The following is a 24,443-nucleotide window of genomic DNA, read 5'->3' as shown; positions in this document are numbered from 1 at the left end:
CCGCCGCAGTCGCGACGGACACCGCAGAATGACACTCGAAGAGGATCAAGCTCATGCGCACCAAACTTCTGATCGCCGGCGCCGCCCTGGCCGCCGCAGCCTCCATCTCCGCCTGCTCGTCGAACTCGACCGACACCTCGGCGTCGAGCGCGATGATGTCGTCGAGCGCGATGGCCGCACCGATGTCGGCGTCGACGTCGATGCCCGCCATGGCGATGTCGAAGATGACGGGCACCTTCAGCGGACTCAACGGCAAGATGGTGGCAGGGTCGGCGATGATCGACGGCATGACGGTGACACTGACCGGCTACTCCTCCGATCAGGGCCCCGACCTGCACCTGTACCTCGCCAACGGCACCACCGAGCAGGCCGTGAGAGCGGGCGTCCAGATCAGCCCGGTCGCCTACGACAAGACGATGCAGACGTTCACGCTGCCCGCGGGCGTCGACGCGGGCAAGTACACCGACCTGGTGGTGCACTGTGACAAGGCCTTGGCGGTGTTCGGCGCCGCCAAGTTGAGCAAGTGAGCGTCGTGCGGGAGCGGTCGGTCGCCGTCGCGGCGACCGTCGCCCGGGTTGCTCTGGGACTGTTATGGCTGCACGAGGGATATGTGAAGTACCACGCCGGATTCGGGCGATCGGACATCCTGCTGGTGGTCGGCAGCACGGCGAATAATCCGCGTGTTCCGCATTTCTACACGCTGTTCACCAACGATGTGCTGGGCCGATTTCCCGGACTGTTCGGGTTCGTAGTGCCGTTGATCGAAGTCGGGCTGGGCGTCGCTCTGGTGCTGGGCATTCTGACACCGGTCGCGGCGGCGGTATCGGTGCTGCAATTGTGCAGCTATTGGTTCGCCGACCAGTTGATCACCCAGTATCCGATCATGGTTGCGCTGTCCGCGGCGGTGCTGGCGTTCGGCTCGGCGGCGAGTGTCTATTCGGTCACCGCGGTGGTGCTGCGCAGGCGCCGGGACGCCTCATCGAGGGCGCGGGGCGAACGACAACGGTCGATCGTCGACGCGATCGCCCTGGGGCGACGGCCGCGCGCGGTGCGGTGACGTCCGACGGTGGCGTCGGGGTGGGCTCGGCGCCGGTTCGGTGAGCACCCCTCCGTTCGCCGGTTTCCGACGGTGACGCGGCGGGCGTCGGCTCCCGCGGCCCGCGGCGTCACGCGACGTCGACCCGCACCACCTGCCCCGACCCCGCCATCTCGCCGCGCCACTGGGCCGTCGCCACGTACAGCGTCGAACCGTCGATCGCGCAGTCGAAACAGCCTCGGTCCAGCGGCACCTCGGCAAGCACGTCGCCCCCTTCGGCTACCAGCGCGCAATGTTGTTGCGGCACACTGGCATACCAGACCGCGCCGGACGGATCGATCGAGATGCCGTCCGGCGCAACGCCTTCGCCGAGGTTCGCCCACACCCGACGATCGGTCAGCGAGCCGTCGTCGGCGATGGTGAACGCGCTCAGCCGCGCCGCATAGGATTCGGCGACGATCAGCGTCGAGCCATCCGCGGTGACCGCCATGCCATTCGGGAAGGCCAGATCTTCAGCGACCCGCCGTACCGATCCGTCCGGCCCGACGACGCCGACGAAGCCGGGCGCGAACTCACCGCCGGGGAAGTCGAATCCGACGTTGTTGACGAAGACGTTGCCGCGCGGGTCGACGGCGATGTCGTTGTACGCCTTGTCGGAGAGCCCGGACAGGTCCGCCACACGGGTGAGCGCCCCGGCGTCGGACACCGACGTCAACGCCAGTCCTCCACCGGTCGTCACCAAGGTGCCGTCAGGCAGCCAGTCGAAACAGACCGGCATCGAGGCGAGTTCCCCGACGACGTGTTCGGCTCCGTCGGCGTCGAGCCGAACAATGCTGCGCGCGAACCAATCCGCGAACCAGAACTCGCCGTCGCGGATCCGCGCCGACTCGACCAGTCCGTGTCCGGACGCGACGATCTGCTGTTGCATGGTCGGCTCCTCACCGGGAAGAAACTTCTCACCGAGTCTGACCAGGACGACGCCGAAAACTCATCGCGGACGGGCGCTGGGAGGTGCCACCTCGCTGGTTGAGGCGTCCATCTCCGCTGGTTGAGGTGGGCCGACGCGCTAGCGAAGGCCACCACCCCGCTGGTTGAGCCGGGCCGAAGCGCTAGCGAAGGCCCGTGTCGAAACCACGCACGCCGACGATGTCAACGCACCAAACACGTAGCAGCAGTTGGTAATTCGTCTCGCCAGGGTTTCGACACGGGCGCGTCTCGCTACGCTTACTTCGACTCGCTGCGCTCGCTCAGCACGGCGCGTCGGGCCCGGCTCAACCAGCGGAGGGGGCGCGTCTCGCTACGCTCGTCGGGCCCGGCTCAACCAGCGAAATGGTCGCGGCTCAACCAGCGGAGCCTCCTAATGGGCCATCGCACTGCCCAGATCGGCCATCTGCTGCGGGCGCCGCCGGGGCAGGAAGAACGCCGGGACCAGGGTCACGATCACCAGGCACAGCGACACCGTCCAGGTGTGCGCGAACGCGGTGGAAGCCTGGTCGAGGCCCTTCTGGATCACCTCCGGCGGGATGTGCATCTTCTCCGCCAGCTCCGGTTTCATCGTCGCGCCGATCGCCGGGCCAGCCAGCGCCTGGCGGGCCAGCAATGTCGTCAAGACCACCGAGATGGTCGCGGTACCGATCGAACTGCCGGTCTGGTTGATGATGTTCATCAACGTCGAGCCGCGGGCGACCTGCTCATGGGTCAGCGTCTGCATCGCAGCCGTCATCGTCGGCATCATCGTGGCACCCATGCCCAGACCCATGATGAACAGCGCGATCTCGGCGTGCCACAGCGGCGTCGTCGCGCTGATCTGGGTGAAGAACGCCAGGCCGACGCAGATCACGACGAGACCCGTCAAGACGATGCGTCCCGGCCCGATCTTGTCGACGAGTCGACCGGCCACCGGCATCGTCAGCATCGCGCCGAGGCCCTGCGGTGCGATGAGGAGGCCGGCCGCGAGCGTCGATTCGCCGCGGACCTGCTGCAGATAGGTCGGCAGCAGCAGTGCCGCACCGAAGAACGCCATTGCGAAGAACAACATCGTCAACACCGCGAAGGTGAGATCACGATTCTTGAACAGCCGCAGGTCGATGAGCGGATGTTCGGTGCGCAGCGCGTGGTACACGAACCCCGCCAACAGCACCAGGCCGATGATGCCCGGCACCAGCACCTTGACCGCGAGCACCTTTCCCTCACCGGGAATCGACGACACGCCGTAGAGGAACAGTGCCAAACCCGGTGACGCGAGCAGCATCCCGACGAAGTCGAACGATTGCGTCGGCGACGGCGAGTCGGCGTCGAACACGATCGCCGCCAAGGTCAGCGCGATGACACCGATCGGCACGTTGATCAGGAAGATCCAGTGCCAGCTGAAGTCTTCGATCAGCCAGCCACCGAGAATCGGGCCGCCGATCGGGCCGAGCAGCATCGGCACGCCCATGATCGCCATGACGCGGCCCACTCGGTCGGGACCGGCTGCCTGCGTCATGATCGTCATGCCGAGCGGCATCAGCATGCCGCCGCCGAGCCCTTGGATGATGCGGAACCCGATCAGCGACTGAATGTTCCACGCGGTGCTGCACAACACCGACCCGATCACGAAGAGCACCAGTGCGAGCATGTACAGCCGCTTGGTGCCGAATCGGTCGGCCGCCCAGCCGGTCAGCGGAATCACGGTGGCCAGCGCGAGCGTGTAGCCGGTCATCGACCAGGCTGCGAAGGTCAGGCTGGTGGAGAATTCGTCGACGAAGGTCGGGATCGCGACATTGACGACGGTGATGTCGAGGATGGACATGATCGCACCGACGATCACCACGCCGGCGATCTTGAGGACGCGCGCATCGAGTCCAGCCGGCTCCGACGTCGCGTCGGGTTGCGGCGAAGATGAGGAAGTCACCGATCTACCCTGCCACGAGTCGGTGTGATCCGTCACACCGACCGCGCGATTCTCGAGGGTGACGTCGCCGGTGCGTCACCGCAGATCACGGCGAAGGGGGTGATTCGGGGGCACTTCGACGAAGACGATCGGCACGCCGTCGGGATCGGCGATCCACATTTCGACGAGCCCCCACGGCTCGGTCTGCGCGGCACGCACGATCTCGACGTCGGCGGCACGCACACCGGCTTCGACTGCCGCGACGTCGCGCACCTGCAACCAGATCGCGCCGCTGAACCCGGACCCGGCGTCGTCGGCGTGGTGTCCGGCGACCTCGATCAGGGTCTGTCCCGCGAAGAAGACCGTGCCGCCGGGATATTCGCGGCTGATGGCCAAACCGAGGGTGTCTCGGTAAAACGCCAGGGTGGTGGCGTAGTCGACGGGCCGCAGAATCATCCTGCTGCTCAAGATCTCGACCACGACACCACCCTCGCTCGATCCTCGCGGAAAATCAGTACCGGTAGTGCTCCGGCTTGTACGGACCCTCGACGTCGACGCCGATGTACTCGGCCTGCTCCTTGGTCAGCTTGGTCAGCTTGCCGCCGAGCGCCTCGACGTGAATCCGCGCCACCTTCTCATCGAGGTGCTTGGGCAGCCGGTAGACCTCGTTGTCGTACTCGTCGTTCTTGGTCCACAGCTCGATCTGCGCGATCACCTGGTTGGAGAAGCTGTTACTCATCACGAACGACGGGTGGCCGGTCGCGTTGCCCAGGTTGAGCAGGCGTCCCTCGGAGAGCACGATGATCGAGTGGCCGTCGTCGAAGACCCACTGGTCGACCTGCGGCTTGACGTTGATCCGCGTGACGCCCGACGCCGATTCCAGCCCGGCCATGTCGATCTCGTTGTCGAAGTGGCCGATGTTGCCCAGAATCGCCTGATGCTTCATCTGCTTCATATGCTCGAAGCTGATGATGCCGAGGTTGCCGGTGGAGGTGATGACGATGTCGGCATTACCGATGGCGTCCTCGACGGTGACGACGTCGAAGCCGTCCATCAGGGCCTGCAGCGCGTTGATCGGGTCGATCTCGGTGACCTGCACGCGGGCGCCCTGACCGGCCAGCGATTCGGCACAGCCCTTGCCGACGTCGCCGTAACCGCAGATCAGCACCTTCTTGCCGCCGATGAGGACATCGGTGCCGCGATTGATGCCGTCGATCAGCGAGTGGCGGGTGCCGTACTTGTTGTCGAACTTGCTCTTGGTGACCGAGTCGTTGACGTTGATCGCCGGGAAGGCCAGATCGCCGGCCGCGGCGAACTGGTAGAGCCGCAGCACACCGGTGGTGGTCTCCTCGGTGACGCCCTTGACCGACTCGGAGATGGTGGTCCATTTGGTCTTGTCGGCCTCGAAGCTGTTGCGCAGCAGTTCGAGGAAGACGTTGTACTCGGCCGAGTTGGCATCGTCGGCGGGCGGGACCACACCGGCCTTCTCGAACTCAGCGCCGCGCAGCACCAGCATTGTGGCGTCGCCGCCGTCGTCGAGGATCATGTTGGCGGGCTTGTCTGACTCGGGCCAGGTGAGCATCCTCTCCGCGGCCCACCAGTACTCCTCCAGGGTCTCGCCCTTCCAGGCGAAGACCGGGACGCCCTTGGGCTCGTCGACGGTTCCGTTCGGCCCGACGACGACGGCCGCCGCAGCGTGATCCTGGGTGGAGAAGATGTTGCACGACGCCCAGCGGACCTCGGCGCCCAGTGCGGTGAGGGTCTCGATCAGCACCGCGGTCTGCACGGTCATGTGCAGCGAGCCCGACACGCGAGCACCCTTGAGCGGCAACACATCCGCGTATTCACGACGCAACGACATCAGGCCGGGCATCTCGTGCTCGGCCAGTTCGATCTCCTTGCGGCCGAAGTCGGCCAGCGACAGATCGGCGACCTTGAAGTCGATCCCGTTGCGGGTATCGACCGTCGGGTCGGATTTGCGCACCATTGTCATCAATTCCCCTAAAACGAAGTTCGTGGACGTGCGATTAGCTTTGCTCAGGCTATCCGACGTCCACTCGAACCCGTTTTCGGCCACATCGGGCGGCCGGCTACTCCTTCTCCGGCGCCCCCACCGCCGCCGATTGCTCACCGTCCCACGACGGCATCTCGCCGCGTTCGCGTTTGCCGACGACCGAATGCCTCATGCCGTAGCTGAAGTACACGATGACGCCGATCACCATCCACACCACGAATCGAATCCAGGTCAGCGCGGTGAGGTTCAACATCAGCCACAAGCAGGCGAGGATCGCGAGTACCGGAAGGACCGGGCCGCCGGGTACCCGGAAGCCGCGCGGCAGATCGGGGCGAGTTCTACGGAGGACCATGACACCGCCGGCGACGACGACGAACGCGAACAACGTACCGACGTTGACCATCTCCTCCAGCTTGCCGATCGGGAAGAATCCCGCGACGACTGCGACGACGATCGCGATCAGGATGGTGAGCCGGGCGGGAGTACCGAACCGGTCACTCGTCTTGGCCAATTCGCGCGGCAGCAGACCGTCGCGGCACATCGCGAACAGTACCCGCGACTGGCCGAGCATCAGCACCATGACCACCGTGGTCAGACCGGCGAGCGCGCCGACGGCGATGATCTTCTCCGCCCACGTGATGTGGTTGACCTCGAAGACGTAGGCGAGGTTCTTGTGGTTCGGAGTGCCGTCGGCGTTGGTGGTGGTCTGCAACTGCTTGTAGCTGACCATGCCGGTCACCACGATCGTCACCAGGACGTAGAGCACGGTCACGATGGCCAGCGAGCCCAGGATTCCGCGCGGCACGTCTTTGCGCGGGTACCGTGTCTCCTCGGCGGTCGTCGCGACGACGTCGAAGCCGATGAACGCGAAGAACACGATCGACGCCGCGGCCAGCACGCCGTACCAGCCGTAGTTGCTGTCACCACCGCCGGTGATCAGCGAAAACAGTGTCGACTCAATCGATTTCGCTTCGCCGGCGCCATGCTGGGCGGGCGGCACGTACGGGGTGAAGTTGGCCGACTTGATGTAGAACATGCCGACGGCGATGACCATGATGACCACCGACACCTTGACCGCGGTGATCGCTGCCGAGAACCACGCGGCGATCTTCGTGCCCAGCACGAGCAATGTGGTGACGATTGCGACGATGATCACCGCACCCCAGTCGAAGGTGACTCCCCCGCCGAGATTGACTATCGCGTTCTCGAAGCCGAAGACGTTCCCGAGATAACTCGACCAGCCCTTCGCGACGACGGCCGCGCCGACCGCGAATTCGAGGATGAGGTCCCAGCCGAGGATCCAGGCGAGGAATTCACCAAAGGTGGCGTAGCCGAAGGTATACGCCGATCCGGCCACCGGAACCGTCGAGGCGAACTCGGCGTAGCAGAGTGCCGCGAGCGCACACGCGACCGCGGCCATCACGAATGCCAGCGAGATCGCCGGTCCCGCCTTGTCGCCCGCCGTCGACACCGTGATGGTGAAAATGCCCGCGCCGATGACCACCGACACACCGAAGACGGTGAGGTCCCACGCGCCGAGACTCTTGCGGAGTTTATGTCCCGGCTCATCGGTGTCGGCCATCGATTGCTCGACGGATTTGGTGCGGGTCAACGGATTCGACATCAAAACCTCCCAAAGTGCGATCGGCATGGGTGGACTGCGGGCGCCACACCATGTGGCGGATGGCGCCACCGCAAACGCTAGCGAACGGCTCGGCGTCGAGAAGGCGAATCGGATGATCCGCCCACTCGGGTCGCTCGCGCCGGCGGGTGAGCGAGTCAAAACCCCACCGGCCGGGCAATGACGAAACCCGCAGCGTCACAGTGGTTTCGACTCGGCTTCGCCTCGCTCGACCAGCGGGGTGCGAGCAAGATATCAACGCCAGTAGCGCAACACACCGCTACGTCGACACGCCCCGGTCGATGTCGGGCTCCAGGTAGATCACCCGCGCCTGCGGAACGGCCGCACGGATCCGCGCCTCGGCGGCGTCGATCGCCGAGGCGATGTCGCGCGCACCCGCGCCGGACGGGATGGCGATCTTCGCGGCGACGAGCAACTCCTCCGGCCCCAGGTACTGCGACTTGAGATGAATGACCCGCTCGACGCCGGGCGCCCCGTTGAGTGCGTCGACGATCGCCACCTCCTCCTGCTCGGTGGCTCCCTCACCGATGAGCAGACTCTTCATCTCGACGATCAGGACAATGGCGATGACACCCAGCAACGCGCCGATCGCGACGGTGCCGATACCGTCCCAGATGGCGTCGCCGGTGACGACCGTGAGTCCCACACCGCCGAGGGCGAGTACCAGACCGACCAGCGCTCCACTGTCCTCGAGCAGCACGACCGGTAGTTCCGGGCTGCGCGAATTGCGGATGAACTGCCACCACGACGCGTCGCCCTTGAGCGGCCTCGACTCCCGAAACGCCGTCGCGAAGCTGTAACCCTCCAGGCAGATCGCCACCACCAGGATGCCGACGGCGATCATCGGCGATTCCAGTTCATGCGGATGCCGGATCTTCTCGACGCCCTCGTAGATCGCGAACAGCGACCCCAGCGTGAACAGCACCAGCGCCACGATGAAGGAGTAGAAGTACCGGGCCCGCCCGTAGCCGAAGGGATGCAGCTTGTCTGCTGCCTGACCGGCACGCTTCTGCCCCAGCAGCAACAGGCCCTGATTGGACGTGTCGGCGACCGAGTGCACGCCTTCAGCCAGCATCGACGACGACCCGGTGATCGCGAAGCCGATGAACTTGGCCGCGGCGATGCCCGCGTTGGCCGCCAGCGCGGCGACGATGGCCTTCTTGGATCCCTCTGCCGACACGAATGGTCTCCTCTGCTCGCCTGTTCGCCGCCGAAAATCGGCTCTCACTCTATGTGAGGGCCACCGGCTCGGCGCGGGATAGGCGTCGAAACCGGCGAAACGCCTATCCCGCGCACCGACGGGCGCCCTACACGGAGAAGTTGCGGGCCACTGCCTGATCGGTCGAACTCATGTTCGTCGACGCATTGTGGACCGCGGTCTTCAAGCTGGTCAGGTTGCCACGCGCCTCGGTGAAGACGCGGTCCCACGTCGCCTGCGCCGTTTGGTAACTCGTGGCGCCCTGCGCCGACTGCCAGTTGTCGCCGAGTGCGGTGACCTGCCGTTTGAGGTCCGACGCCAGCGTCTCCAGCCGCTGAAACTGGCTGCCGAGGTCGGTGGTGAGGCGTTCCAGCGACGCGAAGTCGTATTTGATGAGTGTCATGGGAGTGTCCTTTCCGGTGGGTGATGAGGTCAGATGTTGAGGGTGCCGACGCCGCTGAAGCTCGACGCACCCTGATCGTCCTGGTCTCCGTAGTTCGTGAACGACGACGCCAGCTTGGCTTTGATGTCGTCGAGCGCGAGTTGCAGCTTGGTTGCCGACGAGTTCCAGTCGGCCTGGGTGGTGTCGAAGGCCGACGATGCGCGGCCCTTCCACATCGACACCGCCTCGGTGGACGACGTCTGAATCGAGCGGATGACCTGCTGCATCTCGTCGACGATGCCTGCCACGGATTTCGTGGTGGCAAGTCCGGCGGTGACGTCGAGATCGAGTCCGTTGGGCATGAGTGTTCCTCCTTCATCGCGGCCGGGCGGCGCCCGGCCAGGTCTTGTGCGGCGGCACTACATCCGCAGCGGCGTATCGCCGAGGTTGAGGCCGATGTCGATCAGGCTCAGGTCGATGTCGGCGGCCAGGGCCTGCGGCTCGTCGCCGAGCACGGCCGGTCCGGTCTCGTCGGCCGGCTCACCCACCAGATGCGCACCGTTGGCCTGAGTGATCAGGTGGTCGGCCACCGCACCGGCGACGGAACCGCCCGACGCGGTGCGCAGCCCGCCGGCCATCATCGGTCCCATCGCGGCGGGCATCGTCGACGCGGTGGTCGCCGACGTCGCCGTCACGGCACCGGTGGTCGCGGTCAACGATGCCGGCGCGGTGGAGACGGTCGCCGTCGTCGGGCGCGCCGACAACGGCGTCGACGCTGCTACGCCCGGCGCGACACCACCCAGTGCGCCGGCACCGCCGCCCACGCCCCCGCCGAGTCCGGCGGGCGTCGTCGACGCCGGGGTTTTGCCGTCGGGGCAGGCGGTTGTCTTGTCGCCCTTCGTCTTCGAGGTGTCCGGCGTGTCGTTGCGGGGGTTGGTGGTGGTCGGTGTCTTGCGGGCGCCGGTGGTCGCGGTGTTCGTGGTCACCGTGCCCAGCGCCTGAGTGAGCGACGAACTGATCGTCTTGAGCGGCGTGCCGACCGCGTCGAGGGCGTTGGCCGCCACGGCGAACGGCGACGTCGTGCTCGACGACGGCGCACCGGAGATCTTGACCGGCGTGCCGTTGGCCGCCATATGCGTTGTGGGACCGAGTAATTGGGCTCGAGTCGCCGCAACCGCCGCGGTCCCCTCGGCCACTCCGGTGGTGATGAACGCCAACGCCATCCCCTGCCCGATCGGCGTGGCGATCAAGGGGATGGTCGATGCGAGGAGACCGACGGTCTTCACGACGATTCCCTGCAGGGTCGCGAGACCGGCCGCGACGATCGACGCCGCCGCGCCGACGTCGATCGACATGCCGCTGCCCTGGGTGGCCAGAGCAGTCGTCTCGGCGCCGGTCTTCGCGGTTTTCGCCGTCGCCGACGTCGCCGCCGAACCCGACCACAGTCCGTCGAGGGCGCGTAATGCCGCCGACGACATCGACAGTGTCGACTCCAGCAACTGCGACAGCACGCTGAGCACCTTGCTGGGGTCGATTGCCGCCGTCGACAGATTGCCGGTGCCGAAACTGTTCAGCAGATCGGTCAGCGGCTTGAGCAACACGTCGAAGTTCAGCGCGGGAAGGGTCGGCAGTCCGGGCAGCGCGGGCAACTGCGGCAGGGCCGGCAGTGCGGGTAGCTTCAGTCCGGCGAGGACGTCGGCGACCGGCGTGTCCAGGATCTTGCCGAGGGGCGTCGCGTCGACGAGCTGCCCGACGGTGAGGTGGTTGTCCGCGGGAACCGCGGTGCGGCACTCGGTCATCAGACCGATCCGATGCCGGCCGCCCCGGACGCGTCAGACGACCGGTAGTCGGCGGCACCGGCCGCCGCGGTGACCGCGGTCCCGGCGTGGACCGCGGCGAGCGAGCCGACGGAGAACAGATGGTTGGCCTGTGCGGTGATGAATTCCGCGAGGAACTCCTGCCCGATGAGGCCGAACACGCCGATCATCGCAGTCGTGTTGGCGGCCGCGTTGACGGTGCCCGCGGTCGCGACGAGCGCGGCGGTCGAGGCGGAAGCCGCGGCGAAGCCGTCCAGTGCATCGGGGGAAACGGTGAGATTGTCCATGTCAGCTCCTCGAATCGGATTGGGTTGTTGCGGAGGGTGTTTCGCGGCTCGTCCGGGTCGTCGCGTCGCCCGGCGGCGCGGTCAGTTCGGCGAATCGCGTGAGGAATTCGGTGGTGATGCACGCGCGCTGCGCGAGTGCCCGATGCGCACCGCGGGCCGCTGTGTCGACGATGACTCGCGCCAGTTCGGCGGCACCGAGCTGAGCCGCGGTCGGCGACAGGGTGAGTCCCACCAGGCCGCCCGCGCCGTCGACGTCGACGCGCACGCGCCCGTCCGCGGACTCCTCGACGACGCGAACCGCGCCGATGTCGTCCTGCACGCTGTAGAGCGCCTCGAGCTGCCGGTGCGCCCGGGCCTCGAGTTCATCCATCGCCCATGCCATGCCGGCGCCCCTACCGCTGCGCGAGGTCGGCGACGCGTTCGGCGCGCGCCAGATCGTCGAGGGTCGGCAACCCCGACGCCGCGAGTGCGTCGGCGTCGAAGCCGTTGCGGCTCAACTCTTCTCGCAACCGCACCCCGGCGACCATGGTGCCCTGTCGGCACAGTGCGACGATCTGGGCCGCCAGCCGATCCGGGTCGCGTCGTAGTTGAGCGTCGTCGAAGGTGATCGACGTCGGCAAGCCGGCCGGCGTGGTGGTGACCGCGATTCCTCCCGATCGTGATCGCACCTGCGCCGGGCGGCTCGCCGCGCCGAATACTCCCCCCTCGTCGGATCCGACAACCGATCTGACGTCCATGAGTCCCCCTCGAGTAGGCACCGAAGTCGGTGATCTGTGCCTACTTGGACGCAGCGGAGCCGCGTTTGGTTCCATCCAATTTTCGCCCCGGACGTCAGGCCCGCGCGTAGCCACCTTCGGTCAGTGTGTACAGCTGGTCGCCGCCGACGTCGGTGTAGCCCTGTTTACGCAGGTCGACGCGGACATTCTTGAAGGTCGACGTGTGCGTCAGCTCGTCGACGATCCGGAGATACAGCGGCACCGCGTAATGCGGAAGACGGGCGCGCGCCTGCGTGGCCAGTGCGATCGGATCGAAGTGGTCGTCGACGACGACCGCGGCCATCCCCGCCTTACCGTCGGCGCCGGGCACCGCCACGCCGTAGACGACCGACGCCGAGATTCCGTCGATCGCGTTGAGGGCGGCCTCGACTTCGGTGGTCGCGACGTTCTCCCCCTTCCACCGGAAGGTGTCGCCGAGTCGGTCGACGAAGGCGATGTGCCGAAACCCCTGCTCGGCGACGAGGTCACCGGTGTTGAAGTAGGCGTCGCCCGCCTTGAACGCGTCGCGCACGATTTTCGTCTCGGTGGCTGCGGGGTCGGTATACCCGTCCATGCGGGCGCGGTCGCTGATCTGCCCGAGCAGCAGTCCCGCAGTGCCCTGCGGAGCCCTGATGACGTGTCCGTTCGCATCGCGGATCGGCTGCCCGGTCTCCTCGTCGGCCTGGACGACCGCGTACGGCAGCGGACAGAAGCCCGCGGTCTTGGACTGCCCGAAGATGTTCACGAAACCGATGTTCGATTCGCTGGCCGCATAGAGTTCGACGACCCGCCCGATGCCGAAGCGCTCGACGAACTCCTCCCAGATCTCCGGGCGCAGACCGTTGCCCGCGATCAGCCGAACGCGGTGCGCGCGGTCGGTCGCCTTGGCCGGCTGCGCGAGCAGGTAGCGGCACAGTTCACCGATGTAGCAGAAGGCGGTGGCGTCGTTGGCGATGACGTCGTCCCAGAACCGCGAGGCCGAGAACTTCTTGCCGATCGCCAAGGCCGCACCCGCGGACAGCGCGGAGGCGATCGAGATCGTCAGCGCGTTGTTGTGGTAGAAGGGCAGCGCGACGTACATGACGTCGTCGGAGCGCAACCGGATGCCCGCTCCGCCGATCCCCGCCATCGCGGACTGCCAGCGCGAATGGCTCATGATGCTGGCCTTCGGCCACCCAGTGGTCCCCGAGGTGAAGATGTAGTAGGCGGGCGAGGAAGCGGGCAGCGTCTGCGTGATCGCCGGGTCGGCGTTGACCGTCGCGTCGGCGGCGGCCAGGGCGTCCGCGTGCGCGTCGAGGTCGGCGAACGACAGGCCCTCGATCGTCGCCGACGCCGCGTCGACGTCGGCGAGTCCGGCAGCGGTGGCGTCGTCGTGCAGCACGACGACGGTGGCCCGGGGTCCGGCCCGATTGGCCGCCGCGAGCAGTCCGAAGCTGTGGCTGAGCGCATCGCCGGGCTGGTTGTAGTTGATCATTCCGGCGACGGCGCCGAGTTTCACGACCGCGAGCATCGCGATCACCACCTCTGGGCTGTTGTGCGCACAGATCGCGACGACGTCGCCGCGTACGACACCGCGCGCACTCAGTTCCGCGGCCCACCGGTTGGCGCGACGATTGCACTCGCCGTAGGTCCAGTCGACTTCGGCGGCACGCAGGAACAGCCGATCCGGATGCGCCGCAGCGGCTTTCGCGAACGCCTGGCCGACCGTCCATTTACGCGCGGGGTCGTGGTTGGCCATGATCGGCAGTTGCCTGGCGATCTGCGGCAGGTCGCGGCGCATCTCCCAGATGCCGTTGATCATCGACGGCCAGGTGATCCGGTGGGCCGCGTGGTCGGCGGTGGGCGCAGTTGTCGTGTTGCTGGTCACGATTCGAGTACACCGCATGGACGTCGACGGGGGAACCCCAAACGGAACAAATATTGAAATTTGTTCCAAAGTCCGCTTTGTCCGCTCGCCGAGCGCGGCCTGTCGGACCCTGCCGCTACACTCACACTCGTCTTCAAATCCGAATTCAGGGGAACCGTGACATCCAGGGGGAATCGTGACCAATGACGACACCGGTCCATCAACCGCATCGGCGCGGGCGAGCGTCGCGACTCCGGCGGCGACGTCGGATGACGCGTCCACTCCGGACGCACCGCTGCCGCCCTGGCTGCCCGAGTCCGGCCCCGTGACGCCCAGCCCACCCCGAAACGCTCCCCTCGAGTCCGGCCCGACTCCGGCCGCCCCATTCAGCGACGCCGCGACGACGGCGCAGCCGATCCCGCCCCGGCCCGGCCCTCCCGGACAATTCGACGCGCGATCGCACATGCCGAACACTTCCGGACAGTTCGACGCGCCGGGCCGCTCCGGTCCAGGACAGTTCTCCCCGCACGGGCAGTTCCCCACCCACGGATTTCTTCCGCCGCAGGGCCAGTTCATCGCGGGTCCGGCGCAACCCGCGCCGCCGTTCGGACATCCGGCACACCAACGACCGCCCGCCGGGCCGCCCGCACTCGACGACGCGACGCTGCTGCGCAAGGCCCGTCGCGCACCGGGCCACGGCTGGCGCCGCGCCGTGCATCGGGCGACCGGCGGCCGGGTGAACCCGGGTGAGTCACCCACCGAGATCACCCATCAGCAACTCGTCGAACGTGTGAATCGGCCGGTCCGCGGCGATTACCGGATCGCGGTGCTGTCCCTCAAGGGCGGCGTCGGCAAGACCACCACGACGATCGGCCTCGGCTCTACGTTCGCCTCGATGCGCGGCGACCGGGTGATCGCCGTCGACGCCAACCCCGACCTCGGCACACTTGCCCAGCGGGTGCCGCAGCAGACCGATTCAACGGTGCGCGATCTGCTCGCCGACGAGGCCGTGCACCGCTACTCCGACGTGCGTGCGCACACCTCCCAGGCTCCGAGCCGACTGGAAGTGCTTGCCTCCGAACGAGATCCGGCGATGGCCGAGGCGTTCAACGAGGACGAGTACAAGGGCGTGATGGAGATCCTCCAGCGCTACTACAACATCATCATCACCGACTGCGGCACCGGCCTGAGCCACTCAGCCATGCGCGGCGTGCTCAACTCGGCGAACGCGATCGTGTTGGTGAGTTCACCGGCGCTCGACGGCGCGCGCAGCGCCAGCGCCACCCTCGACTGGCTCGAAGCGCACGGCTACGGCCACCTGGTGCCGCGGTCGGTGCTGGTGCTCAGTTCGTCGCGGCCGGGGTCGTCGACGATCGACACCGACCAACTCGCCGCGCACTTTCTGTCACGCTGCCGCGCGGTGCAGGGCATCCCGTTCGACGACCACCTCGCCGAAGGCTCGCATGTCGATCTCGATCTGGTCGGTAAGAACGCACGTGCGGCGCTACTGGAATTGGCCGCGGTGATCGCCGACGACTTCGGCGGGACCGTGCTGCGGCGCGAAGAACCGTTCACCCCATAGGGCGACCGCGCGGTCGGTTCACGACGTCGACGCCTGCTGCTTCTGCTCCCGCCGCAGCGTGCGCCAGCGTCGAAACAGGTGAATCGACGTCGGCACGACGATCGTGAGCACCGACCCGAGAATCAGCAGGTCGAGGTGATCGCGGATGAGCGCCACCTGCCCCAGGAAGTAGCCGAGCAGAATGATCCCCGCCGCCCAGGTGGCGCTGCCCAAGATGCTGAACACCGTGAATTTGCGGTGCGACATCCCGGTGAAACCCGCGACCGGAGGTGTCAGCGTGCGCACCACTCCGATGAACCGCGCGAAGAACACCGTCAACGGACCGTATCTCTCGAAGTAGCGGTGGGTCTTCTCCAACGGCTCGGGACCGATCAGTCTCATCAGCCGACCCTGCAGCATGCTTTCACCGAGTCGCCGCCCGATGAAGTAACCGCACTGGTCGCCGAGGGCCGCGGACGCGGTCACCAGCAGACAGGCCAGCCACAGCGAGGTGAACGGCTGCGGCGACGCGATCAGGACACCGGCGGTGAACAACACCGAGTCGCCTGGAAAGATGAAACCGATCAGCAGCCCGGTCTCGACGAACATCAGCACGCAGAGGGCGATCAGGCCACCGGTCGCCAAGAAATCGTTGATCGCAAAGGGATTCATCGGTTTCCAGCGTAACCACCCCGAGCTGCGTTAACACCGTGCAACATTGCGTGCGCCGAGTCGGCATCTGGGGTTAACTCGGCTACAACCGGATGGTCGACACCGTGTCACTTTCGTTGTGACACAGCCCACACGTGCCTAGGAGAATCGGAGAGTGCGATGCCACGCCGCACCGAGCCAACCGCGTCCCGGCCGCCGCTGCGCGCGGTCCCCGACGACGCGAGCGCAGTAGAGATCCGCATCGAATACCGCGTCGTGCACGGGTATCGCCGCGCGTACCGCATCGCCGGCACCGGCCCGGTCGTGGTCCTCATTCACGGCATCGGCGACAACTCGTCGACGTGGGACGAGATCATCGCGCTCCTCGCACCGAATCACACCGTCATCGCCCCCGATCTGCTGGGCCACGGACTGTCCGACAAACCGCGCGCCGACTATTCGGTCGCCGCATTCGCCAACGGTGTACGGGACCTGCTGTGGGTCCTGGGCTACGACCGCGTCACCGTCGTCGGACATTCGCTCGGCGGCGGCGTCGCGATGCAGTTCTGCTACCAGTTCCCGCGGATGGTGTCGCGCCTGGTGCTGGTCGCCGCGGGCGGCGTGACCACCGACGTCTCGCCCGCACTGCGCGCGGCGTCGCTGCCGTTTGTTCCGCAGCTGCTCAGCCTGCTACGGGTGCCGGGTGCCCTGTCGGCGCTCGACGCCGCCGTCCGTACCGCGGCGCGCACCCCGGCGATGCCGCGGTGGAAGAACCTGTCGCCGGCGTATCACCTCACCGACCACGCCGACCTGGTGCGCATCCTGTCCGGGCTGACCGACTCGTCGGCGCGGGCGGCGTTTCAGCGAACCCTGCGATCGGTGGTCGACTGGCGCGGGCAGATCGTGACCATGCTGGACCGCAGCTACCTCACCGCGCAGTTGCCGGTGCTGATCGTCTGGGGCGACGACGATTCGGTCATCCCCTACCAGCATGCCCTGCTCGCGCACTCGGCGATCGGCCACTCACGACTCGAAACCTTCAGCGGCAGCGGGCATTTCCCATTCCGTTCCGATCCCGCCCGATTCGCCGAACTGGTCGTCGACTTCGTCGCGAACACCGGTTCGGTGCCCTTCGACCCCGCGGCGTGGCGAGTCATGCTCACCGAGGGGCGTCAACCGTCTGCCCTCGCCGGCGACGTCGAGACCGTCGAAGCCGTGCTTGAGGTCTTTGAAGCAGAACGCAGCGCGACATAACGGACACGGCGGCGTCGGACCGCTGAACGACGTTGTCACAGGATTGTGGTTCGATAGTGAGATGACGAACCCCGATGCTCCGCATCCAGAGCCGATCGATTTCAGCAAGCCGCCGTCGACGCCGAACAACGGTTCCTCGCCGTACGGTCAGACTCCCCCGACCTATGATCCGCAGCCCTCGCAGCCTTTCCCCGGGCAATCAGATCCCTCCCCGTACGGCGGTGCGCCGTACAGCCCCGCGCCCTACGGCGCCGGGCAGCCGCAGCCCTACGCCGCGCCCGTGCCGGCCTACGGCGGCTACCCCGGCGCCGATGCGATGGCACCGTTCGGCCGCGATCCGTATACCGGCGAGCCGCTGTCGGACAAGTCCAAGGTCGCGGCCGGTCTGCTGCAGATCTTCCTCGGCGGGTTCGGTGTGGGCCGGTTCTACATCGGCGACAACAAGACCGGCGGGATCATGCTCGGCTTGACCGTCCTCGGCTGGATCACCTCGGTCGTGATCGTCGGCATCTTCATCGTCCTCGGCATCAGCATCTGGGCCCTGGTCGACGGCATCATGATGCTCACCGGCAGCGTCAAAGACGCCCAAGGTCGCAAGCTGCGCTCCTAGGGAGACACGCCCTAGTGCCCCGTGTCGGATACGCCCGCTGCGGAGGCTAACCTCCGCAGCACCCCGACGTCGTCGAGCGCACGTCGCGGGTGATCGCGTTGCGCTCGGCCAGTTGTGCGTCGTCGGGGTAGTCGACGCCGACGAGGCACAGTCCCCGTGCCGCGGCAACGGGAACCTCGGCGCTGCGCGCCCGTTCGTCGAGCAGACCCGCACACCACTGCACCGTCCGACGCGAATCCCCCACGGACGCAACAGCTCCCACCAGCGAACGCACCATCGACCAGCAGAATGCATCGGCGGTGACCGCGCCGATCAGTACGCCGTCGTCGTCGCGTGTCCAGCTGAACCGCTGCAAGTCGCGGATCGTGGTGGCACCCTCGCGCCTGCGGCAGAAGGCGGCGAAGTCGTTGAGCCCCACCAGCGTCGACGACGCCTCATTCATCGCGTCGAGGTCCAGCGACCGAGTCCACTCGGCGGTGATCCGCGCGAGCATGGGTTCGGCGCCCCACTGCGCGTCGGTGAGCCGATAGCGGTAATGCCTGCGCAGCGCGGAGAATCGGGCGTCGAAGTCGTCGGTCACCGCGACGGCCGAACGCACCCGCGCGTCGTCGGGCAGCATCTTGGCCAAGCGCCGCACCAGATTCGCGGGGTCGCCACCGATCGAGCGGGTGGCCAGCGCGACGTCGGGGACGTCGAAGTGAGTGACCTGTCCACTCGCGTGCACACCGGCGTCGGTGCGCCCGGCGACGGTCAACCGAATCGGCTCGCGCAGTACCGTCGTGAGCGCGTCTTCGATGACCGCGCAGACCGTTCGCCTGCCCGGCTGACGCGCCCAACCCGCGAAGTCTGTTCCGTCGTAGGCGACGTCGAGCCGGATACGCATCCGTTCAGCCTATCGGGTGCCTGCGTCGGTCTCCCCCGCTGGCCGTGTCCGCTGGTTGAGCCTGAATTCACCGGTGTCGCTGGCATTCTAAGTTCACCTCCACCGCTTGACTACGCGGGCACCCGTAGCGGTGGGATCGCCTGGACCGGGTTTGGCGGGCCACCCCAGCGCAGATGGTCAAAGGGATGACGTCGGCGATGGCGGGTGAACGTAGTAGCGGTCGATTGATCGCGTCGCTGTCCTACCGGTTAGATCATGGAGACTTCTGCGGCGGCAGTTCCCCGATGCTGGAGATGACGATGCCGGTGGGTGTGGTCCACACGGTGGAGTTGTCGATCACTCGCGGCGAGTAGACCCCGCCTCCCCGGATGGCCACAGGCGGTATTCGTAGCCTGCGAGCTGGTCTTGGACTAACTCTGCCGTCCATGCTGTGCACTGGGCCGGCGAGCAATCGAGCGTGAATCCATTGCCGAATCGAAACGGCGAGACTGCACCGCTCCTGCTGTGCCAGCCAAGAGACACTGCGTGCTCTCGACTCGATGTCCCAGATCATATCGTCAAAGGCGATGCGAAGATCATGCTGACATGCCATTAAGTCGAGCGAGACCCGACGAACGGCGTCGACGCACTGAATGGACAAGTCGGACGGGATATCTGGAAGATCCACGATGAGGATCTCCCATAGAACAGTATCGTGGCCGCCACAGTACATCGATATCAGCGTCCCCCATGCCCCTGGGTCCTCGATCATGAACGCAAGGTTGCGGCGAGGTCGGAACTGTCAATGCCTGCGCACGTCGTCGGCGCCGGCACGCGACCAGAATCGGTCGGCTCAGCGCGGCCCATGACGGCGAGCACCCGCGACGGTCACCGTCGCGGGTGCGGTCGAGCGCTTGCTGCGCAGGCACTGAAGCGTATTCAGTGAGCTGTCGCGCCTCCGGTCTCAGATACCTTTTCAGTCTGATCGGAATCCTGCTTGTACTCTGCGCCGCTTACGGTGCGTTCTGCCAGCTCGAACACTGTCCACGGGGAAGTGGGACCTAGGCGTGTCATCGCGGCGTACATGGGAACTGCGGTCTTCCAATCGTTCGCTTGGACGTAGAAGAGCACGAGAGCGGCCCGGCGATCGCTGACTAGCATGGGCACCGGGAGCGATTGGACCGGCCCCATGCGTCGTATCACCTCATGCAGGCTTCCGGGAGTTGTTGCGTGTTCCCGGATGCTTGTGCGCAAGGGTTCTTGTATGCTATCGGCGACTTCATCCTCGCGCCCCAAGACTACGGCGTTGATGATGCGGTGGATCAGCGCAACCGCAGGTTCTTCCCCGTTAGGGAGTACTGTCTCGGACACATCCGCCCCAATCTTTCCCATCTCCGGTGGTGAAGGCGTTGTACACAGTTCGCGCCAGCACCCCTTGTTCGGCTCCCCTAATAATAACTCGTCCCCTGGTCCCGGAGGTGTTTGACGTGGTTCGTCCGTCGCCCTGCTGAGCGTCGGGCCAATCCTGGCCGAAGACGATTGCATTCGCGGTGCACTGCAGGAAGTCGTGCTCGTCCTGAGGCGTGATGACGGGCGGGAAATGTGACGGTACGATCTTCTCGCGATAGTCTCTGCAGATCAGCCTCACTCCGTTTGAGTAGATCGCGATTTGGGCATCATCTGGAACCAGTTTCGCGCGACATTCCGCGAGTGAGTTTTCAGTCGTCATGCGGCAGCCGACGGGATCGGATGCAGTGCACCCATTTCCGTCAACCGGAACAGCCCAAGCATAGGAGTAAATCATTCCGTGTTCGAATTGTTGCGATGCACCCTCTGGGAAATTCTCGTCAATCACTGTCTCGCCTGTCGGATAACCATAGAAACCAGCTTCATACCCAGCGTTCGCCCAGGCGGTATAGATCTGCCCAACAATTCCGTGCGCTCCAGTTGCGGGTTTCCAGTAGATCGCCCCGTGTTGAAAGGTGTTGTAGCGGCCAATACCGTCGGGCGCGACTTTCTCGTCGGACGTAGGAAAGCCAAGAGGGCCATCAAATCCACCCAATGCGATCCATTTGTCTTTGATCGCTCCTTGGATGGTATGTGAGCCGATGCCGGCGGCCCAGTAGATGGATCCGCCTTGGTACTCTTGGCGTCGGTTGACGCCATCGGAGAGGATGACTTCGTCGGTGGTGGGATACTTGAGGTAGCCGCTCTCGTAACCTTTTTCGCCCCATTTGGTGAGGAATTCGTGGGCGACGGGGTGGGCGTCGGTGGCGGCGGACCAGTAGATGTTGCCACCGAGGAATTCTGAGCGCTTTCCGGTGTTTCCCGGATTAGTCAGCTCGTTCGACTTCGGGAAGAGAAGAAACCCGCTAGGTCCTCCAGTTTGATTGTATTTGTCCTTGATGCGACCGCACACCTGGAAGGTGGTCGGCGGGTACGCCTGGCAGCCTGCCAGCAGCGCAGCCGACGGCGCCTGACGTTCCTGCGGTTTGGGGGTGGTGGGATTGGGGGCGCTGGTTGAGGGAGCGGTGGGTTGGGTCGTGACGGGATCCTCCGGGGTGGGCTGCCTGGGCTCCTGGTCGGGCGAGGATGTGCCTGGCGTCGGGGGCTGATCAGGTGATGATGTCTCCGGTTCTGCGGGTTCGGTGGTGTCGCCCGGATTGCTCGGGGAGTCGGGCGATGTGATGTCTCCGGGTATCAGGGTCGTGTCGCTGGCAACGAGATTGATCATCGGCTCGCCGGCAGAAGTGACGGCAGGTGGAAGAAACAGAGTCATGCTCATCACATCCACCATGTAGGCGATCGTGAGCCTTTTACGTCGTGCCGTGAGTTTCATTGTCATGCGTGTCCTATCGGGATTGGTGAATGGATGCATCCCCAATAGTTCGGTGTTTACCAACCTTATTCAACCCGTTGACAATGAGTTATTTAAATATGCTACACACATGTTCGCTGGTCAATCATATTGCTATTTGACCATCAAATAGGCAAGAGAGTTTCATTGCTAACACGATTGCATCACTACAATATTTCACGTACGCGAGAATGTTTCATTCTTGCGACATGAGGCATACGAAGGTGATACTTATTAAGGGTGGGTAAGCGACATACCCGACCATTCGGTACACGACTAGACGATGACCTGATAGTCCAGATCAAGGTTGCCGCTGCGCTGCAGCACAGATCGGTCCAGACAATCGTGGAAGGGGCGTTACGCGAGTGGCTCAATGAACACGCCAACACATGACCCATTCGCTCCCCGGAGCGAACCACGCAAATCCCGCCTCGCTCCGACCTAGCGGACGATAATCACGGGATAGCAACGCTTCTAAAGAGGTATACGCTCAACCCAGGAGAACACCGCGGAACCCGACAGCCGCGAGCGCGCTGAGGAACTGCGTACGCTGGCCGCCGCATTCAGCGCGGACCGCATCATCAACCTCAATCACGACACGCCGAAGTAGTAGGACTGATCACCGAGATCACCGAACACAACGGACCGCACCCAGCCCTGGCGGCCAACGTGCATAAGCTTCTAATCCGGCCCTCGTCATTTCGACTCGTTGCGCTCGCTCAGCTCGGCGCTCGGTCCGGTTCAATCAGCATGGCACGATCAGCGGGAATGCCCACGCCGGCGCCTCGCCAACGACTCGATTTCAGGATACGTCCCCAAACGACGACAGCCCGCCACCGAGACTCGATGGCGGGCTGTCGTAGAGGAAATCAGTCTTCCGAAGCCTCGTCGGCATCCTGCTGCTGCGACGGCGGCAGCTGGTAGCCGGCGGCCTCCGCGTCGGCGTCGGTGGCGAACCAGATCTCCGCGACGGTGCTGTCGTAGAAGCGGGTACCGGGACGGTGGTACAGCTTCGACTGCTCGTTGCCCTTGATCGGGAAGCCCTCGGGTGCGCTGCCGTCCTCGAGAGGAGCATGCGAACCTGCGATCTCGACAGCCGCGACGGCCGACGACTCGTCGGTGACGGCCTCTGCGACCGCGTCGGCGTTGGCGACCGCGGCGTCGTCGGCGTCGGCCTCGACCTCGGCGACGACGTTCTGGGCGGCCTTGGCCTCAGCGGCCTTCTTCGACGCCGCCGCGCGGGTGGCGCGGTTGGCCTCCGACGATGCGGTCGAACCGGTGACCAGCTCGATGACAGCCATCGGAGCGTTGTCGCCCTTGCGGTTCAGCGTCTTGATGATGCGGGTGTAGCCGCCGTTGCGGTCCGCGAACGACGGGCCGATCTCCTCGAACAGGACGTGCACGACGTCCTTGTCGCGGATGCTCTTGAGCACCTCACGACGATTGGCCAGCTTGCCGGCCTTCGCATGGGTGATGAGCTTCTCGGCGTACGGCCGCAGGCGCTTGGCCTTGGCTTCGGTGGTGGTGATGCGGCCGTGCTCGAAGAGCGACGTGGCGAGGTTCGCCAAGATCGCCTTCTGGTGGCTGGCCGACCCGCCGAGGCGGGCACCCTTGGTGGGCTTAGGCATTGTGGTCTCCGTTGGTCCTGATGTTGTGGCGGGATCATCCCCGCTCGCGCGGGGCGCGCGCGCACGAGGACGATCAGGTGATGGTCTCTACTACAGCTGCTCGGTCTCGGCGAAGTCCTCGCCGGCGTCGGCGTCGAGCTGCGCGTCATCGCTCCAGGTGCCGGTGGCCGGGTCGTAACCGGCGACCTGCGACGGATCGAAGCTGGCCGGGCTGTCCTTGAGGGACAGGCCCAGGCCGTGCAGCTTGACCTTGACCTCGTCGATCGACTTCTGACCGAAGTTGCGGATGTCGAGGAGGTCGGACTCGGTCCGTGCAACGAGCTCACCCACGGTGTGCACACCTTCGCGCTTGAGGCAGTTGTAGCTGCGCACAGTCAGCTCCAAATCCTCGATCGGGAGGCTGAACGAGGCGATGTGATCAGCCTCGGCCGGCGACGGCCCGATCTCGATGCCCTCGGCTTCGACGTTGAGCTCGCGTGCCAGACCGAACAGCTCGACCAGCGTCTTGCCCGCCGACGCCAGGGCGTCCCGAGCGGTGATCGAGTTCTTGGTCTCCACGTCGAGCACCAGACGATCGAAGTCGGTGCGCTGCTCCACACGGGTGGCCTCGACCTTGTAGGTCACCTTGAGGACCGGCGAGTAGATCGAGTCGACCGGGATACGGCCGATCTCGGCACCGCTGGCCTTGTTCTGTACGGCCGGGACGTAACCGCGACCACGCTCGACGACGAGCTCGATTTCGAGCTTGCCCTTGTCGTTCAGGGTCGCGATGTGCAGGTCGGGGTTGTGCACGGTGACACCGGCCGGGGGCACGATGTCGGCACCGGTGACGGCGCCCGGTCCCTGCTTGCGGACGTACATGGTGACCGGCTCGTCCTCTTCGGAGCTCACCACGAGGCCCTTGAGGTTCAAGATGATGTCGGTGACATCTTCCTTCACACCGGGGACGGTGGTGAATTCATGGAGAACACCATCGATGCGGATGCTGGTGACCGCCGCGCCCGGAATGGACGACAGCAGCGTGCGCCGCAGCGAGTTGCCCAGGGTGTAGCCGAAGCCCGGCTCGAGGGGTTCGATGACGAACTTCGAGCGGTTCTCGGCGAGTACATCTTCGGACAGAGTGGGTCGCTGTGAAATGAGCACTGTGTTGCTTCTCCTTGTGGACGCCCGC

Annotated in this window: 24 protein-coding genes; 6 read left to right on the top strand and 18 right to left on the bottom strand. The window is 65.6% G+C overall.

Annotated features, from left to right (window positions below):
- The first annotated feature begins 53 nt into the window (after positions 1-53).
- On the top strand, positions 54-527 hold the full coding sequence (locus HH308_RS03070; RefSeq protein ID WP_170192701.1) for a DM13 domain-containing protein: 474 nt from the start codon (positions 54-56) through the stop codon (positions 525-527).
- Entirely contained in the window at positions 524-1,057 is a 534-nt protein-coding gene (locus HH308_RS03065) for a DoxX family membrane protein (RefSeq protein WP_170192700.1), read from the top strand. The genes HH308_RS03070 and HH308_RS03065 overlap by 4 nt, the downstream gene beginning before the upstream one ends.
- Positions 1,058-1,166: 109 nt before the next feature.
- Here HH308_RS03065 and HH308_RS03060 read toward each other — a convergent pair whose 3' ends face one another.
- From HH308_RS03060 to HH308_RS03000, 13 genes are all read right to left on the bottom strand, one after another.
- Complete coding sequence (locus HH308_RS03060) at positions 1,167-1,964, bottom strand: SMP-30/gluconolactonase/LRE family protein (RefSeq protein ID WP_170192699.1); 798 nt, start codon at positions 1,962-1,964, stop codon at positions 1,167-1,169.
- A gap of 429 nt (positions 1,965-2,393) precedes the next feature.
- On the bottom strand, positions 2,394-3,929 hold the full coding sequence (locus tag HH308_RS03055) for a DHA2 family efflux MFS transporter permease subunit (RefSeq protein WP_170192698.1): 1,536 nt from the start codon (positions 3,927-3,929) through the stop codon (positions 2,394-2,396).
- Positions 3,930-4,004: 75 nt separating this feature from the next.
- Complete coding sequence (locus HH308_RS03050) at positions 4,005-4,364, bottom strand: VOC family protein (RefSeq protein ID WP_170192761.1); 360 nt, start codon at positions 4,362-4,364, stop codon at positions 4,005-4,007.
- A 55-nt stretch (positions 4,365-4,419) separates the two neighbouring features.
- Positions 4,420-5,901, bottom strand: coding sequence for an adenosylhomocysteinase (ahcY, locus tag HH308_RS03045; protein ID WP_170192697.1), 1,482 nt, complete (start codon positions 5,899-5,901; stop codon positions 4,420-4,422).
- Positions 5,902-5,998: 97 nt separating this feature from the next.
- Positions 5,999-7,546: an amino acid permease gene (locus tag HH308_RS03040; RefSeq protein ID WP_170192696.1), complete on the bottom strand. Its 1,548-nt coding sequence runs from the start codon at positions 7,544-7,546 to the stop codon at positions 5,999-6,001.
- Between the two features lie 277 nt (positions 7,547-7,823).
- Positions 7,824-8,744 carry a cation diffusion facilitator family transporter gene (locus tag HH308_RS03035; RefSeq protein WP_170192695.1) on the bottom strand — a complete coding sequence of 307 codons (921 nt, stop codon included), beginning with the start codon at positions 8,742-8,744 and terminating at the stop codon, positions 7,824-7,826.
- A gap of 127 nt (positions 8,745-8,871) precedes the next feature.
- Positions 8,872-9,165, bottom strand: coding sequence for a WXG100 family type VII secretion target (locus HH308_RS03030; RefSeq protein ID WP_170192694.1), 294 nt, complete (start codon positions 9,163-9,165; stop codon positions 8,872-8,874).
- 29 nt (positions 9,166-9,194) lie between these two features.
- Complete coding sequence (locus tag HH308_RS03025; RefSeq protein ID WP_170192693.1) at positions 9,195-9,506, bottom strand: WXG100 family type VII secretion target; 312 nt, start codon at positions 9,504-9,506, stop codon at positions 9,195-9,197.
- A gap of 57 nt (positions 9,507-9,563) precedes the next feature.
- Positions 9,564-10,943, bottom strand: coding sequence for a hypothetical protein (locus tag HH308_RS03020; RefSeq protein WP_170192692.1), 1,380 nt, complete (start codon positions 10,941-10,943; stop codon positions 9,564-9,566).
- The gene (locus tag HH308_RS03015; RefSeq protein ID WP_170192691.1) at positions 10,943-11,248 is read right to left on the bottom strand and encodes a type VII secretion target; all 306 of its coding nucleotides are present in this window, start codon (positions 11,246-11,248) and stop codon (positions 10,943-10,945) included. The genes HH308_RS03020 and HH308_RS03015 overlap by 1 nt, the downstream gene beginning before the upstream one ends.
- A gap of 1 nt (position 11,249) precedes the next feature.
- Positions 11,250-11,630: a YbaB/EbfC family nucleoid-associated protein gene (locus tag HH308_RS03010; RefSeq protein WP_211188113.1), complete on the bottom strand. Its 381-nt coding sequence runs from the start codon at positions 11,628-11,630 to the stop codon at positions 11,250-11,252.
- 10 nt (positions 11,631-11,640) lie between these two features.
- On the bottom strand, positions 11,641-11,985 hold the full coding sequence (locus HH308_RS03005; protein WP_170192690.1) for a hypothetical protein: 345 nt from the start codon (positions 11,983-11,985) through the stop codon (positions 11,641-11,643).
- 94 nt (positions 11,986-12,079) lie between these two features.
- The gene (locus tag HH308_RS03000; RefSeq protein ID WP_312870307.1) at positions 12,080-13,870 is read right to left on the bottom strand and encodes a long-chain-acyl-CoA synthetase; all 1,791 of its coding nucleotides are present in this window, start codon (positions 13,868-13,870) and stop codon (positions 12,080-12,082) included.
- A gap of 175 nt (positions 13,871-14,045) precedes the next feature.
- Between HH308_RS03000 and HH308_RS02995 the strand changes: the two genes are divergently transcribed.
- The gene (locus HH308_RS02995; protein ID WP_170192688.1) at positions 14,046-15,431 is read left to right on the top strand and encodes a MinD/ParA family ATP-binding protein; all 1,386 of its coding nucleotides are present in this window, start codon (positions 14,046-14,048) and stop codon (positions 15,429-15,431) included.
- Between the two features lie 18 nt (positions 15,432-15,449).
- On the opposite strand, the gene HH308_RS02990 is transcribed toward HH308_RS02995, so the two are convergent.
- Positions 15,450-16,082, bottom strand: coding sequence for a DedA family protein (locus HH308_RS02990; RefSeq protein WP_170192687.1), 633 nt, complete (start codon positions 16,080-16,082; stop codon positions 15,450-15,452).
- Between the two features lie 159 nt (positions 16,083-16,241).
- Here HH308_RS02990 and HH308_RS02985 point away from each other — a divergent pair, with 159 nt between their 5' ends.
- Complete coding sequence (locus HH308_RS02985) at positions 16,242-17,315, top strand: alpha/beta fold hydrolase (RefSeq protein WP_170192686.1); 1,074 nt, start codon at positions 16,242-16,244, stop codon at positions 17,313-17,315.
- Positions 17,316-17,376: 61 nt separating this feature from the next.
- Positions 17,377-17,925 carry a TM2 domain-containing protein gene (locus HH308_RS02980; RefSeq protein ID WP_170192685.1) on the top strand — a complete coding sequence of 183 codons (549 nt, stop codon included), beginning with the start codon at positions 17,377-17,379 and terminating at the stop codon, positions 17,923-17,925.
- A gap of 46 nt (positions 17,926-17,971) precedes the next feature.
- On the opposite strand, the gene truA is transcribed toward HH308_RS02980, so the two are convergent.
- Positions 17,972-18,808 carry a tRNA pseudouridine(38-40) synthase TruA gene (gene truA, locus HH308_RS02975; RefSeq protein ID WP_170192684.1) on the bottom strand — a complete coding sequence of 279 codons (837 nt, stop codon included), beginning with the start codon at positions 18,806-18,808 and terminating at the stop codon, positions 17,972-17,974.
- A 185-nt stretch (positions 18,809-18,993) separates the two neighbouring features.
- Between truA and HH308_RS02970 the strand changes: the two genes are divergently transcribed.
- Positions 18,994-19,161 carry a hypothetical protein gene (locus tag HH308_RS02970; RefSeq protein WP_170192683.1) on the top strand — a complete coding sequence of 56 codons (168 nt, stop codon included), beginning with the start codon at positions 18,994-18,996 and terminating at the stop codon, positions 19,159-19,161.
- 974 nt (positions 19,162-20,135) lie between these two features.
- Here HH308_RS02970 and HH308_RS02965 read toward each other — a convergent pair.
- The 3 genes from HH308_RS02965 to HH308_RS02955 form a co-directional block, all read right to left on the bottom strand.
- Positions 20,136-21,626 (bottom strand): LGFP repeat-containing protein, encoded by a 1,491-nt coding sequence (locus tag HH308_RS02965; RefSeq protein ID WP_246284162.1) that lies wholly within the window; start codon positions 21,624-21,626, stop codon positions 20,136-20,138.
- A gap of 887 nt (positions 21,627-22,513) precedes the next feature.
- Complete coding sequence (rplQ, locus tag HH308_RS02960; RefSeq protein ID WP_170192682.1) at positions 22,514-23,272, bottom strand: 50S ribosomal protein L17, sunset domain variant; 759 nt, start codon at positions 23,270-23,272, stop codon at positions 22,514-22,516.
- 90 nt (positions 23,273-23,362) lie between these two features.
- Positions 23,363-24,415, bottom strand: a complete 1,053-nt coding sequence (locus HH308_RS02955) for a DNA-directed RNA polymerase subunit alpha (RefSeq protein WP_170192681.1) — start codon at positions 24,413-24,415, stop codon at positions 23,363-23,365.
- Positions 24,416-24,443 lie beyond the last annotated feature (28 nt).

This window comes from Gordonia asplenii (assembly GCF_012933505.1).
Lineage (GTDB): Bacteria > Actinomycetota > Actinomycetes > Mycobacteriales > Mycobacteriaceae > Gordonia > Gordonia asplenii.
Note: the sequence above shows the minus strand (reverse complement) of the source record. Positions and strands in the feature narration are given on the sequence as shown.

Bases quoted from the DNA above. Each gene is read 5' to 3' on its own strand.
- HH308_RS03030 (WP_170192694.1), bottom strand. From the start codon at position 9,165: ATGACACTCATCAAATACGACTTCGCGTCGCTGGAACGCCTCACCACC.
- HH308_RS03025 (WP_170192693.1), bottom strand. From the start codon at position 9,506: ATGCCCAACGGACTCGATCTCGACGTCACCGCCGGACTTGCCACCACG.
- HH308_RS03015 (WP_170192691.1), bottom strand. From the start codon at position 11,248: ATGGACAATCTCACCGTTTCCCCCGATGCACTGGACGGCTTCGCCGCG.
- HH308_RS03070 (WP_170192701.1), top strand. From the start codon at position 54: ATGCGCACCAAACTTCTGATCGCCGGCGCCGCCCTGGCCGCCGCAGCC.
- HH308_RS03050 (WP_170192761.1), bottom strand. From the start codon at position 4,364: ATGATTCTGCGGCCCGTCGACTACGCCACCACCCTGGCGTTTTACCGA.
- rplQ (WP_170192682.1), bottom strand. From the start codon at position 23,272: ATGCCTAAGCCCACCAAGGGTGCCCGCCTCGGCGGGTCGGCCAGCCAC.
- truA (WP_170192684.1), bottom strand. From the start codon at position 18,808: ATGCGTATCCGGCTCGACGTCGCCTACGACGGAACAGACTTCGCGGGT.
- HH308_RS03010 (WP_211188113.1), bottom strand. From the start codon at position 11,630: ATGGCATGGGCGATGGATGAACTCGAGGCCCGGGCGCACCGGCAGCTC.
- HH308_RS02985 (WP_170192686.1), top strand. From the start codon at position 16,242: ATGCCACGCCGCACCGAGCCAACCGCGTCCCGGCCGCCGCTGCGCGCG.
- HH308_RS02990 (WP_170192687.1), bottom strand. From the start codon at position 16,082: ATGAATCCCTTTGCGATCAACGATTTCTTGGCGACCGGTGGCCTGATC.
- HH308_RS02965 (WP_246284162.1), bottom strand. From the start codon at position 21,626: ATGAAACTCACGGCACGACGTAAAAGGCTCACGATCGCCTACATGGTG.
- HH308_RS03040 (WP_170192696.1), bottom strand. From the start codon at position 7,546: ATGTCGAATCCGTTGACCCGCACCAAATCCGTCGAGCAATCGATGGCC.
- HH308_RS02970 (WP_170192683.1), top strand. From the start codon at position 18,994: ATGACGTCGGCGATGGCGGGTGAACGTAGTAGCGGTCGATTGATCGCG.
- HH308_RS03020 (WP_170192692.1), bottom strand. From the start codon at position 10,943: ATGACCGAGTGCCGCACCGCGGTTCCCGCGGACAACCACCTCACCGTC.
- HH308_RS02980 (WP_170192685.1), top strand. From the start codon at position 17,377: ATGACGAACCCCGATGCTCCGCATCCAGAGCCGATCGATTTCAGCAAG.
- HH308_RS03060 (WP_170192699.1), bottom strand. From the start codon at position 1,964: ATGCAACAGCAGATCGTCGCGTCCGGACACGGACTGGTCGAGTCGGCG.
- ahcY (WP_170192697.1), bottom strand. From the start codon at position 5,901: ATGACAATGGTGCGCAAATCCGACCCGACGGTCGATACCCGCAACGGG.
- HH308_RS03005 (WP_170192690.1), bottom strand. From the start codon at position 11,985: ATGGACGTCAGATCGGTTGTCGGATCCGACGAGGGGGGAGTATTCGGC.